Origin of the sequence: Nonomuraea sp. NPDC005650, from assembly GCF_040605375.1 — a bacterium.
GTDB lineage: Bacteria > Actinomycetota > Actinomycetes > Streptosporangiales > Streptosporangiaceae > Nonomuraea.
The window spans coordinates 184,515-202,250 of the sequence record NZ_JBEXCR010000001.1; the positions used below are offsets into that span (position 1 = coordinate 184,515).

Genomic DNA, 17,736 nt, shown 5'->3' on the forward strand with positions numbered 1-17,736 from the left:
TTTGATCAGCCTAAGCTCTGACAAGTCTTGACTTTTGCCAGTAGGGTGCTGGAGTTCTAATCTCAGCCGTCACAGGAGTCACTCCCCTCATGCCCAACGTCGAACCCCTGCGCGAGGGCGACCCGGCAACGGTGGGGCCCTACCGGCTGGTCGGTCGGCTCGGCGCGGGCGGCCACGGTGTCGTCTACCTCGGCCAGGCCCGCAACGGGACCCCCGTCGCCGTCAAGGTGCTGCGCGAAGGGCTCTCCGTCGGCGACCGCCTCGCCACGGAGATCGCCGCCGCGCGCAAGGTCGAGCCGTTCTGTCTCGCGCAGGTGCTCGACGCCTCGACCAGCGGCAGGCCGTACATCGTGTCCGAGTACGTGGACGGGCCCTCTCTCGAGCAGGTCGGCCGGCTCGGCGGGGCGGAGCTCCAGCGGCTGGCCGTGGCGACCGCGACCGCGCTGGACGCCATCCACCAGGCCGGCGTCGTCCACGGGGACTTCAAACCGGCGAACGTCCTGATCGGGCCCGACGGGCCGCGGGTCGTGGACTTCGGCATCGCCGGGGCGCTCGGCACGGGGGTGAAGGCGACCGGCTCCTTCGTCGGCACGCCCGCGTACATGGCGCCCGAGCAGCTCTCCGGGAACGCGGCGGGGGCGGCGGCGGACGTGTTCGCGTGGGCGTCGGTGATGGTCTCCGCGGCCACGGGGGCGCCGCCGTTCGGGGACGACTCGCTGCCCGCGGTGATCAACCGCATCCTGAAGGACGAGCCGCGCATGGGCGAGCTTCGCGGGCCGGTACGCGAGATCCTGCTGGCCTGCCTGGCCAAGGAGCCGGGCTCCCGCCCCGCCATGCGTGACGTGCTGCTGCGGCTGACGGCGCCGTCCCGCCAGCAGACGGCCCCGTACCAGTCGCAGCCCCACCGGCCCGACCCGCCCCTGGCGTCCTGGCAGGACACGCCCGAGGCGACCCTCGATCAGGACACGCCGCCGCGCCGGGCCCGCGCCCAGGAGCCGGCGGCGGAGCAGCCCCCGGCCCCGCTGCCGCGCAGAACCTCGCGCCAGGGTCACGGCACCGACCCCCAGTCCCTGGGCCGGCCCGTGGCAGGACAGCCGGTGGGACAGCCGGTGGGACAGCCCGCCCCGGCCGCGGACCATGGTCAGGGCTCGCACTTCGGCCAGGGCGCACCCGCGCACCAACCCGGCACGGCCGCGCATTTCGACCAGGGCCCCGCCCACCATCAACCGCACCTCGATCAGGGCCCCGCCGGGCATCATCACGGCGCGGCCGCGCACTTCGACCAAGGGCCCGCCCAGCACCAGGGCGCGACCGCGCAGCACGGCCAGGGGCCGGGGACGTTCCCGATGGCGGCTCCGGTCGAGGCCGCGGCGGCCGCCGGGTTCCCGCACCACGCGCCCGCCGAGGCGCGGCCGGGGTTCCCGCCCGTGGAGGCACAAGGGTTCCCTCCCGTGGAGACGCCGGGATTCCCTCCCATGGAGGCGCAAGGGTTCCAGAACCCCGAAAGGCCGGGTGCCGAGCACGCGGTGCCCGAGCCGGCGGTGGCCCAGCACTCGGCGCTGGTCGACCTCCTCGTGCCCAGCGAGCCCGCCCCCCAGGCCCCGCCCAAGGCGCCCGCGCCGCCCCCGAGGCCCGGGCGGCGGCGGGCGAAGACCGTGCTCATCGCGGGCGTCGCGGGCGTGTCCGTGCTGGCGCTGGCCGGCGCCATCATGTGGCTCACCCCCACCACGCCCACCCCCAAGGCCAAGAACGTCGCCGACGTGTCCACCGCCCCCACCACCGAGGCGGCCGCCACCCCCACGACCCGCCCGAAGCGCACGCGCACCCCGAGGCCCAGCCCGCAGAACGACGGCACGCCGAGCAACGTCCCGACCGCGGAGACGACCGACGGCGCCACGCCCGTCGTCGAACGGCTCAGGCTCGTCTACGTCCGCCCGAGCGGCGCCAGCAACGGCACCTGCTGGACGGGCGGCGAGGTCACGCTCCAGGCGCTGGTGCAGCGCACGGGCCAGCCGCTGACCTTCGCCTACACCTGGTACATCGACAACGCCGCCGTCGGCCGTTCGTCGGCGGTCATCACCGCGAACGGCCGGCGCGTCCTGACCTCGCCGCAGAACCTCAAGAGCGCGGGCGGCGTCCATCGCGTCACGCTCCGGATCACGTCCCCGATCGCGACCCAGCGGACGATCTCCGTGACGATGTGCGACCGCGGGACTTATTGACGGTTCCTCAGCTGTTCGAGCAGGTCGAGGGCGGCGTCGGCGATCACCGTGCCGGGCGGGAAGATCGCGGCGGCGCCCGCGGCCCGCAGCTCGTCGTGGTCGCCGGGCGGGATGACGCCGCCGACCACGATCATGATGTCGCCGGCGTCGAGGTCGGCCAGCGCCCGGCGCAGCGCGGGCACCAGCGTGAGGTGCCCGGCGGCCAGCGACGAGACGCCCACGATGTGCACGTCGGCCTCAACCGCCTGCCTGGCGACCTCCTCAGGCGTCTGGAACAGCGGGCCGACGTCCACGTCGAAGCCGAGGTCGGCGAACGCGGTGGCGATCACCTTCTGGCCGCGGTCGTGCCCGTCCTGACCCATCTTGGCCACCAGGATGCGCGGGCGGCGGCCCTCGGCGCGCTCGAAGTCGGCGCACGCCCGGCGGGCGTGCTCGATGCCGGCGGAGGGGCCTGACTCGTCGCGATACACCCCAGAAATGGTACGTACCTGCTCGGCGTGCCTGCCGAACGCCCGTTCCAGGGCGTCGGAGATCTCGCCCACGGTCGCCTTGGCCCTGGCGGCGTCCACGGCCAGCTTGAGCAGGTTGTGCTCCAGGCCCGGCGCGGGGTCGCCGGCGGCCTCGGTGAGCGCGTCGAGCGCGCGCCGCACGGCGCCGGGGTCGCGTTCGGCCTTGAGCCGGGCCAGCTTGTCGAGCTGCTGGGCGCGTACGGCGCTGTTGTCGACCTTGAGCACCTCGACGGCCTCGTCGCTCTCGGCGCGGTACTTGTTGACGCCGATCACGGGCTGGCGGCCCGAGTCGATGCGGGCCTGGGTACGGGCGGCCGCCTCCTCGATGCGGAGCTTGGGCAGGCCCGCCTCGATGGCCCTGGCCATGCCGCCGGCGGCCTCGACCTCCTGGATGTGGGCCCAGGCGCGTTCGGCGAGGTCGTGGGTGAGGCGCTCGACGTAGTAGGAGCCGCCCCACGGGTCGATCACCTTGGTGGTGCCCGACTCCTGCTGGAGGAGGAGCTGGGTGTTGCGGGCGATGCGGGCGGAGAAGTCGGTGGGCAGCGCGAGCGCCTCGTCGAGGGCGTTGGTGTGCAGGGACTGGGTGTGGCCCTGGGTGGCGGCCATGGCCTCGACGCAGGTGCGGGCCACGTTGTTGAAGACGTCCTGCGCGGTGAGTGACCAGCCGGAGGTCTGGGAGTGGGTACGAAGGCTCAAAGATTTCGGATTTTTCGCGTTAAATCCGGAAACGAGATTGGCCCACAGCAACCGCGCGGCCCTGAGCTTGGCGACCTCCATGAAGAAGTTCATGCCGATGCACCAGAAGAACGACAGCCGCGGCGCGAACCGGTCGACGTCCATCCCGGCGGCGACCCCGGCCCGCAGGTATTCGACGCCGTCGGCGAGGGTGTAGGCCAGCTCCAGGTCGCACGTCGCGCCGGCCTCCTGGATGTGGTAGCCGGAAATGCTGATGGAGTTGAATTTCGGCATCTTCTCGCTCGTATAAGCGAAAATATCCGAAATAATCCGCATCGACGGCGCCGGGGGATAAATGTAGGTGTTGCGGACCATGAACTCTTTGAGGATGTCGTTCTGGATGGTCCCCGCGAGCTGCTCCGGCGCGACGCCCTGCTCCTCGGCCGCCACGATGTAGAGCGCGAGGACGGGCAGCACGGCACCGTTCATGGTCATCGACACCGACATGCGGTCGAGCGGGATGCCGTCGAACAGCTGCCGCATGTCGTAGATGGAGTCGATCGCCACCCCGGCCATGCCCACGTCGCCGGCCACGCGCGGGTGGTCGGAGTCGTACCCCCGGTGCGTGGCCAGGTCGAAGGCCACCGACAGGCCCTTCTGCCCGGCGGCGAGATTGCGCCGGTAGAAGGCGTTGGAGTCTTCCGCCGTGGAGAAGCCCGCGTACTGGCGGACGGTCCAGGGCTGGTTGACATACATGGTGGGGTACGGGCCGCGCAGGTAGGGGGCCACGCCCGGATAGGTGCGCAGGAAGTCGAGCCCCTCGAGGTCATGGGCCGTGTAGAGCGGCTTGACCCCGATGCCCTCAGGCGTCTCCCACACCTCACCGGCACGCGCCGGCGCCTCCGGCCCGTCCTTGGGCAGGGCGTTGAGCGGGATCTCGGAGAAGTCCGGGATCATCGGGTCACCTCCAGGTGGTCGAAGGTCTGGCGGAGCACGGCCAGCGCGTCGCAGCCCGCGAAGAGGTTTCCGTCCACGCCTTCGTACTCCCCCTTCCCCGCCAGCCAGACTTTCCTCGCCCCGGCCTTGCGCAGTGCGGTGGCGACGGCGGCGGCGTGCTGGGCGTACAGCTTGTCGGTCGAGCACAGGCAGGCGACGGACGCGCCGCTCATGGCGAACGCGGTGGCGATCTGCTCGGGGTCGGCCCCGGGACCGGCGGTCTCGGTGTCCAGCCCGCCCGCCTGGAACAGGTTGGCGGCGAACGCGGCCCGCGCGGTGTGGGCGGCCACGGGCCCGATGGTGGCGAGAAAGACCGTGGGCCGTTCGGGCTGCGCGTCGGCCAGGTCGCGCAGGGCCTCGAACTCCTCGGCGTACCGGACGCGCGGCAGGCCGCCCGTCTCGGGGGCGGCCTGCGCGGGCGTGGGCGGGCGTACCGGCTTCTCGTGCACGTTCGGGAACTCGCTCACGCCCGTGATGGGGAAGCGGCGGTGGGCGATGTCGTCGGCGCGGCGGGCGCGGGTGGCGGCGATCCGCTCCGACACCGGCCCGGCGGCCCGCGTGATCCCGCCCGCCGCCTCGATCTCCTGGAACCAGGCCCACGCGCGTTCGGCGAGGTCGGCGGTGCGGCGCTCGACGTACCAGGAGCCTCCGGCGGGGTCGATGACGCGGCCGAGCCCCGACTCCTCCAGCAGCAGCGCCTGGGTGTTGCGGGCGATGCGCCGCGAGAAGGCGTCCGGCAGCCCCAGGCAGGCGTCGAACGGCTGCACCGTGACCGCCTCCGCGCCGCCGACGCCGGCCGCGAAGCAGGCCAGGGTGGTGCGCAGCATGTTCACCCAGGGGTCGCGGGCGGTCATCATGGCCGAGCTGGTCACCGCGTGCTGCCGCTGGCCGCCGTGCCCGGCCGCCCCTCCGGGAGCGCCGCACACCTCGGCGACCCTGGCCCACAGCCGGCGGGCCGCGCGCAGCTTGGCGATGGTGGCGAACTGGTCGGCGGTGGCGGCGTACCGGAACTCGATCTGCCCTAGCGCTTGCTCGACAGACAGCCCGCCACCGGTGAGCGCCCGCAGCTCGGCGACGCCCTGGGCGATCGAGCAGCCCAGCTCCTCGGCGTCGCTGCCGCCGGCGTCGTGGTAGGGGGTCGCGTCGACGGTGATGGCCCTGAGCCCGGGGAACCCGTCGACGCAGCGCCGGGCCAGCTCCAGCCCGGGCCCCGTGACGGCGGAGGCGCCCAGGTTGCCCAGCACCGCGCCGCCGCGCCCGAACAGGACCTCGGCGGCCTCGCGCACCTGATCCCCGGCCTCCAGCACGACCGGCGCCAGGTCGAGGTAGACGTCCTTGAGCACGGCGCCCAGGGCGTCCACCGGGATCGCGCCGTCCCCGACCACGAGCCACAGCGAGGTGACCCCGTTCTCCAGGTCGGCCAGCACCGCCTCGGGGTCGGCCACGGCGTGCCGCTGGCGCACCTCCCAGCCGGGGGTGCCGCGGGCTCCGCGCACGTACGGCGCCTCGCCGGGCAGCCCGGGGTCGCCGGGCAGGTCGTCCAGGTCGTAGAGGGGCGAGATCGTCACTCCGTCGTAGGTGGCGGTCGACAGCGCCTCCTCCGGCGCCTCCGTCTCGATGCCCGATTTACGGAGGACCTCGACCGCCAGCGCCCGCCAGCCGTCTCGCGAGATGGACTCGAACCCCGTGGCCAGTTCCATGGTCGGATACTAGGCGGAGCTTCGAAGGCGCGGTAACCCCGGGTCCGGGGTGTCGCCGCCCCGGCTTCAGGACGCCGGGGCCTCCCAGGCCAGCCGCCACGTCAGGGCACCCACGATCCCGTCGTCCTCGATGCCCTGCCGGCGCTGGAACGTGCGGCACACCTCGCGTGACCCGGCGCCGTACGCCCCGTCCACGGCCAGGTCGAAGCCGCGCTTCTTCATCTGCGCCTGCCAGGTCCGCACGTCCTCGCCGTGCATGACCGGCGGATATTTCAGCAGCCGCCCGGGGAACGGCGGCGTGGACGGCACCGTGGGCGGGGTCCCGCCGCCCGGGCGTGGCGCGCCCCGCCGGATCCAGGCGTAGAGCGGGTCGCCGGGGCAGTCGGTCGAGTAGCCGTCGCGGTGCCCCTTGATCTCCTGGCCCGCGCGGCCCTTGTCGCGCAGGTACTGGATCGCGTCCAGGATCGCGTGCAGCACCCCGTCGGGCGGCTGGACGAGCCCGGCGTTGCCCACGAGCCCCAGCACGGCGTAGTGGCCGGCGTTGAGCCCCGGGCCGTTGGCGGCGGGCAGGTGATGCAGGCCCCGTCCCTCGAACACCTTCCGGTGCGGGCAGGCGACCATGGTGTTGCCGGTGAAGTAGACCGTGCCGTCCCTGCGGGCCAGCCAGCTCTGGTTCTCGGTCCTGGGGCACCAGATCCGGCCGCGGTAGGTCTCCTTCCGGACGCTCAGGGCCGGTCGGGGCACGAGGGACTGCTGCCGCCGGATCGTGGTCACCCACATGCCGGTCTCGGGCACGCGCCGCATGGTCGCCCCCGCCCCCGACAGCAGCGCGGCGAACATGAACGCCTCCGCCCCCGCCCGGTCCTGGCGTTCGAGCCGGTCGCGCCCGGCGTCGCCCGCCATCAGGGAGGTCTCCAGGAACAGGGCGAGCTGGGCCCGGGACAGCGACAGGAGGAATTCGAACCTCGGCACCCCGCCCGGCGCCACCTCGGCCAGCCGCCGTCCCGTGGCGGCCGGGAGCCGGAACTCGACGAGGTCGCCCTCGACCGTCTCGCTCCCCCCGGGCACCCCGTGGAGCACGGCGCGGATGCGCATGAGATGCGCGTGGTCCCGCCGCGGCCGGTGGATCGCGGCGCCGTTCGAGGAGCCTCCGGCCGAGAACCACGCGACCAGCTCCACGAAGGCGTCCGACCACTTCGGCTCGGCCGGCAGGTCGGCGCAGGGCGCCGCGGCGGGAATGCGGTCGGGGTGCGCGATGGTCTCGGTGGTCACCCACCGGCGCTCCGTGCCTCCCGCGGCGTGGCGCTCGACGGGCCAGCGGTGATGGGGAGTGGTCAGGGAGGAGTGGGCGGGCCCCTCCATCCGGATCATCTCCCGCTCCTTCGCGGGGAACACGCACACCTCGAGCACGGGCTGCCACTCCGACATGCCCGTGCGGTGGTCGAGCGTGAGCGCGACGTCGCCCGCGCGCAGCTCCCGGTACGACTTCCACCCCTGCCGGGTGAGGATCTCGGTCTCCTCGTCGACGCAGTAGCCGATGTCGATCCAGCCGTTGTCGTCCATGTGGAACGCCTGGATCGACCGCACCAGCGCGACGCAGCCGCTGTGGTCCGAGACGATGCCGGGATCGACCCGGCCGCCCGTGTAGTGGACCTTCACTCCCTTGGTGGAGTCGAGCTGCGTGTAGTCGCCGCGCGGCGGGCGGGCGTTCCAGTCTTTGCGTAACACCAGGTCGATGGCCACGGTGAGCTCCGAGTGTCGCTGTCGAGACCACCGAGCGTAACCCGGGGCATGCGGACGGGTCCTGAAGTTGGATGATTTGGGCTAAGGTCTGATCACCCGTTTGTCCGTGACGATCGCCGTGATGAGATCGTGCGGCGTCACGTCGAACGCCGGGTTCAGGGCCTGCGTCCCCTCGGGCGCCACCCGCACACCCCGGACGGTCACGATCTCGTCCGCCCCTCTGTCCTCGATCTGGATCTGCTCGCCGGTGGGGGTGCTCTGGTCGATCGTGGACTCGGGCGCGACCACCACGAACGGCACCCCTGCGCGCTCCGCGCCGAGCGCGAGGGCGTACGAGCCGATCTTGTTGGCGGTGTCGCCGTTGGCGGCGATGCGGTCGGCGCCGATGAGCACCGCGTCCACCTCGCCCTTGGCCAGCAGGTACGGCCCCGCCGAGTCGGCGATGAGCCGGTGCGGCGCGCCCATCCTGGCCAGCTCCCACGTGGTGAGCCGGGCGCCCTGCAGCAGCGGGCGGGTCTCCAGCGCGAGCACCTCGGCCAGCCGCCCGCGCTCGTGAAGCGTCTGGACGACGCCGAGCGCGGTGCCGCGTTCGACGGCGGCCAGCCCTCCGGTGTTGCACACGGTCATGATCCGCAGCCGGTCGCCTTCGAGCAGGTCGGCCCCGCGCTCCCCCATGGCCACGCAGGCGGCGATGTCGTCGTCGCGCACGCGCAGCGCGGCCGCGAGCACGGACTCGCGGCCTTCACGAAGGTGGGCGGCGGCCTGGTCGACGCCCCACGCGAGGTTGACGGCGGTGGGCCGGGCGGCGCGGAGCCTGGCGATCTGCGCGGGGTCGCCGTCGGCCAGCACCACGCCGAGCGCCCCCGCCACGCCGAGCGCGGGCGCCCCGCGCACGGCCAGCCGCCGGATGGCGTCCACGAGTTCGTCCACGGTGCGCACGCGCAGCGTCACGCACTTGTCGGGCAGCAATGTCTGGTCGACGAGCTCGACGGCGCCGTCCACCCAGTCAATGGTCCTCACAGGGCAAACTGTATGTTTTCAGCGCTCGGCCAGGACGATCACCGAGTCCCCCTTGTTCAGGACGACGGGCACGGACTTGTCCGGATTGAGGACGATGCCGTAGTGGGGCGGGTCGTTGCGCGCCAGGGCGTTGCGGTAGCCGATGGCGGTCTCGCCCCTGCGCCTGGCCGACTCCACGACCGTGGAGAAGTGCACCTGCGTCCCCGTCTTCACGTAGGAGTCGGCGGGCCGGGGGTAGATCTCCGAGCCGCGCGAGTCGAACAGGTAGCCGAACACGTCCGCCAGGTGCCGGTTCTCGGCGAGCTGGGCCAGCAGCAGGCCGATGACGGTGTCGCTGATCACGATGTCGTCGGCCTCGGTCACCTCGGCCAGGGCCCGGTTGCTCTCCTCGTGCATCTCGCTGACGATCGAGTAGTGCTCGCCGAGCGCGCTCTGCATGTCGCGGAGCTGGAGCAGCGTCATGAGCGTGCGCGTGTCGGAGTGGTGGGCGGCGAAGCGGTCGTCGGACAGCACGATGACGTGCTGGAAGAGGCCGACGCCGAGCGACTCCAGCGCGTACCTGTCGGTGGTGTCGCAGTCCTTGACGTTCACGGTGAGGTTGCGCAGGCCCGCCAGGCCGGTGCCGGCCCTGGGGTGGTCGGCGGCGACCTCCAGCACCGAGCCGGGGGCCACGTAGCCGTCGAGGTAGCGGACGATCTGCTCGGCGCGGCCGTTCCAGTTGAGCAGGAGCGTGCGCTCGGGCTCGGCGGGCGGCGCCTCCGACTCGACGACGGCGGCCTCGTCCAGGGACGGCTTGCCGGCGGCCAGGCGGATGTGGGAGTCGTCGCCGGCGATGACGATGACCTCGTCGTCGGCGTTGATGACGGTGTCCACGTCCGGGTTCAGCACGACGCCGGTCGGCCGGCGCAGGCCGATGACGGAGGCGGTCTGGTACGCGTGCAGCGCCTCGCCGTACGTCATCCCGACGAGCTTCCTGGGCGTGCGCAGGTAGATCTCGCCGCCGTCGAAGTTCAGCAGGTCCATGCAGACGACGGACATGCCGGACTGCCGCGAGGACTGCACGATGAGCCGGGAGGCGGTGTCGTCGGAGTCGACGAGGTGCACGTCCGCGCCGCCGGCCAGGCGGGCGGCGGCGATGTTGCGGCTGGAGGCGAGCGCGGCGACCACCGGCGGGTGGACGCCGCGGCGCTTGGCCAGCGCGAGCAGGATCTTGATGACGTGCGCGTCCGGGTCCTCGCCCTCGGGCGAGAGCACGACGACGGAGCGGGCGCTGGCCAGGTTCATCAGCGCGAGGTCGCGCGGCTCCGTGGGCCGCCCCGTGCGGCAGACCAGCCGGGTCCGGCCGAGGTCGCCGACGTGCTCGCGGATGGCCTCCTCCATGTCGAGCTTGTCGTGCTCGGCGAGCACCGCGATGACCGACCGCTTCTGGCTGGCCTGGGCCTTGACCAGCTCGGCCACGATCGTGAACACCTGGTCCGACCAGCCGAGCACCACGGTGTGACCGGACTCGACGATCCGCGAGCGCCCCCTGCGCAGGCGGTCCACCTTCTGCTTGAGCCCGTTGGACAGCAGGCCGACGAGGATGCTGACGATGAACAGGCCGCCGAGCGATCCGGCGAACATCACGGTCAGATACGCGACGGAGCCCTTGTCACTGGCGATCTTGAGAGGGGACAGCGCGTGCATGAGGGAGATCCAGAGGACCTCCCCCGCATGGCTCACGCCCTCGGGCTCACCTGGCGCGAGCCAGAGCGTCAACGCCGTCACCACCACGACGAGCCCCACCGAGACGACCGCCAGCCAGCCTATGAGCGAGGCGGTGCCCTTGGACATGGTGTTGTCGAACCAGTAACGCGCCCGCTCACGGAACGTAACCTTCGACACTTTCCCCGATACCTCCGTGTATGGAGTGATTTGATCCAACGGTCCAAGGTACCGGTGGATCTTCACGCGCGCATGGCGAGCGGTAACGTATCGGCCATGGCGAGCCCCCTCCGACCAGACGACCCGGCGGCTCTGGGCCCGTACCGCCTGGTCGGCCGGCTCGGGGAAGGCGGGCAGGGCGTGGTCTACCTCGCCCACTCCGCCGCCGGCGAACAGGTCGCGGTCAAGCTGCTGAGCGCGGGCGACCAGCAGACGCGGGCCAGGCTGGCGCGCGAGCTGGACGCGCTGGAGGGCATCGCCTCCTTCTGCACCGCGCGGGTCCTCGACGTCTCGGCCGACGGGCCGCGGCCGTACGTGGTGAGCGAGTTCGTGGACGGCCCCTCGCTGGCCGAGCGGGTGCGCGAGCGCGGCCCCCTGCGCGGCGGCGACCTCGAACGCCTGGCGGTCGGCACGGCCACCGCCCTGGCCGCCATCCACGCGGCCGGGATCGTGCACCGCGACTTCAAGCCCTCCAACGTGCTGCTCGGGCCCGACGGGCCCCGTGTCGTGGACTTCGGCATCGCCCGGGCGGAGGGGGCGGCCACGATGACGTCCGGCCTGATCGGGACCCCCGCCTATCTGGCCCCCGAGCAGATCAACGGCTCCCCGGCGTCGCCGGCCTCCGACGTGTTCGCGTGGGCCGCGTCGATCCTGTTCGCGGCCACGGGCACGAGCCCGTTCGGCGCGGACACCGTGCCGGCCGTGCTGCACCGGGTGCTGCACGCCGAGCCTGACCTGTCGCCGCTGCCGCCGCGCCTGCGCGGGGTGATCGCGTCCTGCCTGGCCAAGGACCCGTCGCGGCGCCCCACGGCCCAGCACCTGATGGTGTCCCTGGTCAACCCCAACACCCCGCAGGGCCCGCCGGGCCCGCCGGCAGGCCCCGGCGCCCCGGCTGGCCCTGGCATCCAAGCGGCCCCCGGCGCCCCGGCGAGCCCCGGCGTCCCGGCGGGCCTCCGTACGGGTCCCCAGGTCGCGGCCGCCACCCAGGAGACGCGGCGCGCCCGCTCCCGGGGCCTGCTCATCGGCGCGCTGGCGGGCCTGGTCGCCCTCGCCGCGGCCGTCGCCACGACCCTCTACCTCAACAGCACCCCGGCCCCGCTCGCCGACCGGGACGACCGCTCGGCCTCGGCCACCCCACCGGACTCGCCGTCGCCGTCCTCTCCGTCCGACACCGGCACCCCCACGGAATCGCCGTCCGGCACCCCCACGGAGTCGCCGTCCGAAACCGGCACGGAATCGCCGTCCGCCACCGGCACGCCGCAGGAGTCCGCCTCCACCGACCCCGGCGGCAAGCCCAGGATCCCCGCCGCCTACGCGGGCACGTGGACGGGCCGGACGGAGAGCACCAACCCCCTGGACACCGACGGGGCCGAGAACACCGTGGTGCTGAAGCCGGACGCGTCCACCGCGCAGTGGAGCGAGAAGGACACGGGCGTGAGCTGCCGCGGCACGATCACGCTGACCAAGGTGGAGGCGGCGCGGCTGACGTTCTCGCTGGGGGCGAACGAGGGCAACTGCATCGCGGGCACCATCTGGCTCGCCAAGCAGGGCGACACCCTCGCCTACACCTGGAAGGACGAGCCCGGCCCCGGCCTCGTCACCCAGACCGGCACCCTCAACAAGGGCTAGCAGACAGACCGAACTTTCCTGCAAAACCCTTCGACATGTGACGACTGGACGCTGGATCATTAACGTTATGTCTGTGATGAGGGAGGTGCCGTTCCCCAGCCGGGAGTCTTCCGAGCTCCCGATGAACATCTGGATCGACGACGCCGACTCCGCCATCGACGTCATCGACGCCTTGGCGCTGTCGCCGTTCGCGACGGGTGCGCAACCGTGGTCCCGCCTGGCCAACCTGGAGCGCGTACGCCCCGACGCCCCGCTGAGCCCGGCCGACGGCCGGCTGCTGCGGACCGCGCGGGTCGAGGACGGCTCGGAGTCGCGGCTCATCGCCGGTGAGGGCTGGACCCTGCGCGTCGTGCGTCACCGCAACCGCACGGCCACCGTCAGCGTCACGGCGGTGGACGAGGAGCTGGCCAAGACCGTGCTCGCGGAGAGCATCGACGGCGCCGAAGAGGCGATGCCGGAGGTGGACCACGTCGAGATGGGCTTCTGGTGGCGGGGCATGCACGGCGGCACCCGCTCGGAGAAGCCGATCACGGCGCAGCCCTGGGCCGAGATCAGCAAAAACTATTCGGGCAAGGTGCGCCCGGCCCTAGAGCGGCTGATGTCGATCACCCCCGCCGACGTCAACGGCCGCCTCATCCTCCTGCACGGCGAGCCGGGCACCGGCAAGACGACGCTGCTGCGCACGCTGGCCAAGCAGTGGCACGACTGGTGCCAGGTCGACTGCGTGCTCGACCCCGAGCGGCTGTTCAACGAGCCCGGCTACCTGATGGAGGTGGCCGTCGGCTACGACTCCGACGAGGACACCCAGCGCTGGCGGCTGCTCGTCCTGGAGGACTGCGACGAGCTGATCAGCTCGGGTGCCAAGGCCCAGGCGGGCCAGGGGCTCTCGCGCCTGCTCAACCTGACCGACGGCCTGCTCGGCCAGGGGCGGGACGTCCTGGTGGCGATCACCACGAACGAGGACCTCGCCCGCCTCCACCCGGCCGTCGTCCGCCCCGGCCGCTGCCTGGCGCAGGTGGAGGTCGGCCCGCTGTCGAAGGAGGAGGCCGTCACGTGGCTGGGCTCCACCAACGGGGTGGGCCCGTCGGGCGCGACGCTGGCGCAGCTGTACGCCCTGCGCGCGGGCCGCGAGTTCACCCCGCAGCCGGGCGACGAGTCCACGGGCCTGTACCTCTGACCGGCGCGCCGGCCAGAGGGGGTCACGTCAGGTAGGTGTGCAGGCGGCGGGCCTCGCGGACGAAATTGTTCGAGGCCCGCCGCTCGGCGATCTCCGCCACGCAGGGCACCGGCTCCCGCGCCCCGGCCCACCGGGCGGCACGCAGCGCGAACGCCAGCGCCTGGGTGTGCCGGGTCTGCGGCTGCTCCTCCGGCCCCGGCAGGAACACGGGCAGGAACCCGGTCATGACCCGCCACACGTCCTCATGCGCCCCCTGCTCGGCGGCGCTCTCCAGCGCCTCGAAGACCGGGCCGGGCTTGAGCCACGTCCTGCGCAGCAGCAGCCCGAGCTGGCGCCCGATCTCCCCGGCGTCGCCGTCGCCGCGGGCCGCCAGGTCCACCATCAGGCGCGCCCGCACCACGGGCAGCTTCGACCAGGACGGGTCGGCCAGGAGACACGCCAGCACGAGCGCCATCCCCTCGCCCCACGGCCCGCCGGCCAGCGAGAGGGCGTAGACCTCGGCCGGCTTCGGCCCCTGCGCCGGCCACCCGTACAGCAGGTGCGGGACGAAGTGGAGCGCGACGACCTCCCGGTGGGACGGCATCACGTACGGCCACCACGGCAGCAGCCCGCCCTGCCCCTCGCGCCGCCGCCAGCCGGGCTCGGCGAGCAGCTCGTCGACCAGCGCGAGCCCCGTCGGCGCCACCCGGATCCTGGGCTCCAGGTCGGGGGTCCGGGTGGTGGCCGCCTCCTGGTCGTCGCGGTATTCGCCGAGGTCCAGCCGCCCCGAGCCGAGCCAGCCGATCTCCGTGACCGGCTCGGGGCGTCCGCCGTCCATCCAGCGGGCCGCCGCCCGCCCCGCCTCCGAGGTGAGCCGCCGCGCCCGCGCCACCACCTCGGGCGCCGCCTCGCGCGGCAGCCGCAGCAGCGCCTGCTGCAGGTCCGCCGGCAGGGCCTCGACGCCGCGACGCTCGTAGCCCGCCAGCCGCGCCACGAGCTCCGCCGCGTCCACGTGCCCGGTGCCCTCGGTGGGCTCGGCCAGCAGGTACGGCGGGAGAGTGCCGTCCTGGAGCGCCGAGTGGACCTCGGCCCAGCGCCGCAGCAGGAACAGGTGCGGCGCCGACACCGAGCCGGGCCGGGGCAGCCCCTGGGCCGGGGAGGCGCCCGTCAGGATCAGCCGGGCGATCTCCTCGGCCCACTGCCAGACGTCCGGCCACGGCCGTTCGGGCGAGCGGGCGCCCGGCCGCCACTCCGACAGCCTGGTCACGAGCCCGGCCCGATCGTCGTGGTGCAGCCGTACGACGCCGGCCAGCCACAGCTCCGCGGCCTCCCATCCGCCCCCGCGGGGTCCCAGCTCGACGGGCGCCGTCACCGGATCGGGGAACGCCTCGGCGTAGCGCGGCGCGGGCAGCGGCACGGGTGTGAAGGGCTCCGGCGGCTCCTCGGCGGCCTCCCCGCCGAACACCGCCGCGAGCGTCTCCCCGAGCTGCGGCGGCAGTTGCCCGATGACGTCCCTGAGGGCCTGCGCCCCCACCGGCGTGAACCGCTTGGCGTGCTTGACCGCGACCCGCACCGCCCGCCCCTGCACGTCGGCGGACTCGCAGGCGAACGCGTACCCCAGCGCGGGCGCCAGCTCGTCGAGGTCGCCCGGCCAGCCGGGGGCGACGGCGTCGAGCCAGGTCAGCCCGGCCGTCACCAGCTTGCGCTCCGCCCTGAACAGCAGCGCCCGCAGCGCCTCCGCCACCTCCGCGCGGTCCAGGTGGTCGAGCCCGCGCAGGTGCCGCAGCGCCATCTCCGCGACGGCCCCTGGCGCGGCGGGCAGCAGCCGCAGGTAGTCGACGGCCCGCTTGCTCACCTCGTCGCGGGACGGCTCGAGCAGCTCGTGCAGGCGGACGAAGAAGCGCAGGTCAGTGGCCTCGCCGCCGCGCAGGAAGCGCCGTACGCACCCGTCGAGCAGCAGGTCGCGGCGGCCTTGGCCGGCCAGCTCCGTGAGTGCGGCCAGCCAGGTGCCGGGCGCCGGCGGCTCCGCGCGCTCGCCCCGCAGGGCCGCGCCCACGCCCTCGGCCTCGAAGATCCGGGGAAGGAGGTGGTCGAGCAGCGGGTCGCCGGGGGCGGGCGGCCGGCGTACCCAGGCCACGACGAGGGGGTCGTGCTCCGGCGGGACCACCCCCGTGCGGCGCAGCATGGCCAGGGCGATCGCGTCGGTCTCGTCCGAACGGCGGCGCCGGCGCGGGGCGGGGCGCAGCCGGATCGCGGCGCGGGTGGCGAAGTCCTCCTGCCAGGCGGCCGGGCGGGTGGACAGGACGCGTTCGAGGATGGCGGTGGTGTCGCCGCTCACCTCCCAGCGGTCCTGGAACTCGCGCCGGTTGAGCCAGGCCACGACGGCCGCCGCGCCGCCGATGGCGGCCGCGCCCGCGACCCGCAGGGGATCGACCCAGGTCTCCTCGCGTCCGGGCTGCCAGAGCGGGTTCCAGGGGGTGTTCCACTCCCAGCGCTCGCGCTCGTGGACGGTGCGGCCGACGCTCCTGGCCCGGCGCACGTGCTCGCGCCAGGCGGCCTCGCTCTCGCGCTCCCGCCTGGTGATGCGCTCAAGCTGCCGGGCCTCGGCCCGGCGCTCGGCCACCGCGATGTGACCGGGGAGCAGGGCGGCCACCTCGCGGCGCTCGCGCTCGCCGAGGGCGAGCACGCGGTCGGCGACCCGCTGCGGGTCTCCGGTGTCGATGGCCGCCACCACCGCTTCCCATGCGGTCACGGAGCGACCTCTACGGCGACGCGGGCGGCGATCCTGGCCGCCAGCACGTGCTTGCACGGCCCGCGCGAGCCCCGGTGGTCGAACCACCACGGGCACGTGCACTCGCCCTCGACTATCCGCACCCGCCGCACCCCGCCGTCGGTCGTCACCTCGGCCGTCTCCCCGAGGGCCGTCTCCCCGAGCAGGCGCACGGCCCCGGAGTCGACCAGCGCGCGGGCGGCCGTCAGCCGGGGGTTGAGCTCGGCCACCTGCTCCCTGTCGTAGGGCAGCTCGCGGTGGAAGTGGGCCGCCTCGTGCAGGTCGTAGCCGACGCGCCCGGCCGTGCCGAGCTGGGTGAGGGCGGCGCGTACGCGTTCGGGCGAAAGCCCCGAACGGTCGGCGAGCAGCCCCAGCTCGACCGTGGGCTCGAAGTTGAGCAGCATGCCGACCACGTCGGCGTCGTCCGCGGCCTCGTCGGTGGCCAGGTCGGACAGCACCGCCCCCTCGCCGGAGAACCCGCGCCACGGCTCGGGCGAGACCGCCAGCGTGTAACGCATGCCGGGCAGCTCCAGCTCCCAGGCGCCGGCCGTGGACGAGCCGTCGGCGGGCCCGTAGGCCCTCAGCGCCTTGGCGAACCTGAGCAGCGGCAGCAGCGTGGCCACCCGAGCCGTGCCCGACAGGCAGACCCCACCCCGCGCGGGGCCCGAGGCCAGGCGCAGGTCGCGGCCCGAGGGGACGGCCCACACGGTGGAACGGGCGCCCTTCGGCAGGGAGCGCAGGAAGCGCACGGCCTGCGGCCCGGCCAGCTCGGCCCGCAGGTCCCATCCGGCCGCGATCACCTGCACCTCCGCGAACCCGCGCAGCCACCGCGACGGCAACGGCACCTTCTTCTCCACGACCGCGCCGTCGAGCGTGGTGACGGTCAGCTCGTCGGGCCCGACGCCCAGGTGGAGCGGGTCCCGGCCGCCCACCCTGGCCAGGGACTCGCGCAGCGGGCCGTTGACGTCGACGTTGGTGGTGCCCCGGTCGAGCACGTCGCCGTCGAGCTCCAGCACGTCGAGCCGGGCGTAGACGCCGCCGCAGGCCGAGAACGACTCGAACCGCAGCCGCCCGCCGTCGCACGTCACCACCGGGTCGCGGGTCCAGCCCGGCCTGGGCTGGTGGTAGCGGGCGAGCGCGACATCCGCCACGGCCAGCAGCCCGGCCGCGGCCGGGGCAGCATGGGTGAGCAGCCCGCTGAAGAAGCGCGGGTGCGTCCGCGGCCCCGATAACGCCGTGCCGCCGGAGGTCGAGAGACCGAGCCTGCCGTCGGTGAGCGTGGAGGGACCCGCGTAGGAGTATGCCTGTACCGCCTGAGTCATGCCCCGAACCATAGAGATCACCACCGACACAAATCAGGGCCGGTACGTAAAACATCCGATGTGCGACACAC

Annotated in this window: 10 protein-coding genes; 3 read left to right on the forward strand and 7 right to left on the reverse strand. The window is 73.6% G+C overall.

Annotated elements, in window-relative coordinates; translation table 11 throughout:
• The first annotated feature begins 89 nt into the window (after nucleotides 1–89).
• Entirely contained in the window at nucleotides 90–2,222 is a 2,133-nt protein-coding gene (locus tag ABZS69_RS00835) for a protein kinase (RefSeq protein ID WP_355364217.1), read from the forward strand.
• On the opposite strand, the gene scpA is transcribed toward ABZS69_RS00835, so the two are convergent.
• From scpA to ABZS69_RS00860, 5 genes are all read right to left on the reverse strand, one after another.
• Entirely contained in the window at nucleotides 2,216–4,363 is a 2,148-nt protein-coding gene (gene scpA / locus ABZS69_RS00840) for a methylmalonyl-CoA mutase (RefSeq protein WP_355364220.1), read from the reverse strand. The genes ABZS69_RS00835 and scpA overlap by 7 nt on opposite strands.
• A complete protein-coding gene (locus ABZS69_RS00845; RefSeq protein WP_355364223.1) occupies nucleotides 4,360–6,102 on the reverse strand; it encodes a methylmalonyl-CoA mutase subunit beta in 1,743 nt (580 codons plus the stop codon). The genes scpA and ABZS69_RS00845 overlap by 4 nt, the downstream gene beginning before the upstream one ends.
• A 66-nt stretch (nucleotides 6,103–6,168) precedes the next feature.
• Entirely contained in the window at nucleotides 6,169–7,845 is a 1,677-nt protein-coding gene (locus ABZS69_RS00850) for a peptidoglycan-binding protein (RefSeq protein WP_355364226.1), read from the reverse strand.
• Between the two features lie 81 nt (nucleotides 7,846–7,926).
• A complete protein-coding gene (mtnA, locus tag ABZS69_RS00855; RefSeq protein WP_355364229.1) occupies nucleotides 7,927–8,865 on the reverse strand; it encodes an S-methyl-5-thioribose-1-phosphate isomerase in 939 nt (312 codons plus the stop codon).
• 18 nt (nucleotides 8,866–8,883) lie between these two features.
• Complete coding sequence (locus tag ABZS69_RS00860; RefSeq protein ID WP_355364232.1) at nucleotides 8,884–10,749, reverse strand: TrkA C-terminal domain-containing protein; 1,866 nt, start codon at nucleotides 10,747–10,749, stop codon at nucleotides 8,884–8,886.
• 96 nt (nucleotides 10,750–10,845) lie between these two features.
• On the opposite strand from ABZS69_RS00860, the gene ABZS69_RS00865 reads away from it, so the two are divergent.
• Both ABZS69_RS00865 and ABZS69_RS00870 read left to right on the forward strand, forming a co-directional pair.
• Nucleotides 10,846–12,417 (forward strand): serine/threonine-protein kinase, encoded by a 1,572-nt coding sequence (locus ABZS69_RS00865; protein WP_355364235.1) that lies wholly within the window; start codon nucleotides 10,846–10,848, stop codon nucleotides 12,415–12,417.
• 67 nt (nucleotides 12,418–12,484) lie between these two features.
• Nucleotides 12,485–13,594 (forward strand): DUF5925 domain-containing protein, encoded by a 1,110-nt coding sequence (locus ABZS69_RS00870; protein WP_355364238.1) that lies wholly within the window; start codon nucleotides 12,485–12,487, stop codon nucleotides 13,592–13,594.
• A 22-nt stretch (nucleotides 13,595–13,616) separates the two neighbouring features.
• Here the strand turns inward: ABZS69_RS00870 and ABZS69_RS00875 are convergent, their stop codons facing one another.
• Nucleotides 13,617–16,325: a hypothetical protein gene (locus ABZS69_RS00875; RefSeq protein WP_355364241.1), complete on the reverse strand. Its 2,709-nt coding sequence runs from the start codon at nucleotides 16,323–16,325 to the stop codon at nucleotides 13,617–13,619.
• Complete coding sequence (locus ABZS69_RS00880) at nucleotides 16,322–17,665, reverse strand: SWIM zinc finger family protein (RefSeq protein WP_355364244.1); 1,344 nt, start codon at nucleotides 17,663–17,665, stop codon at nucleotides 16,322–16,324. The genes ABZS69_RS00875 and ABZS69_RS00880 overlap by 4 nt, the downstream gene beginning before the upstream one ends.
• Nucleotides 17,666–17,736: the final 71 nt, after the last annotated feature.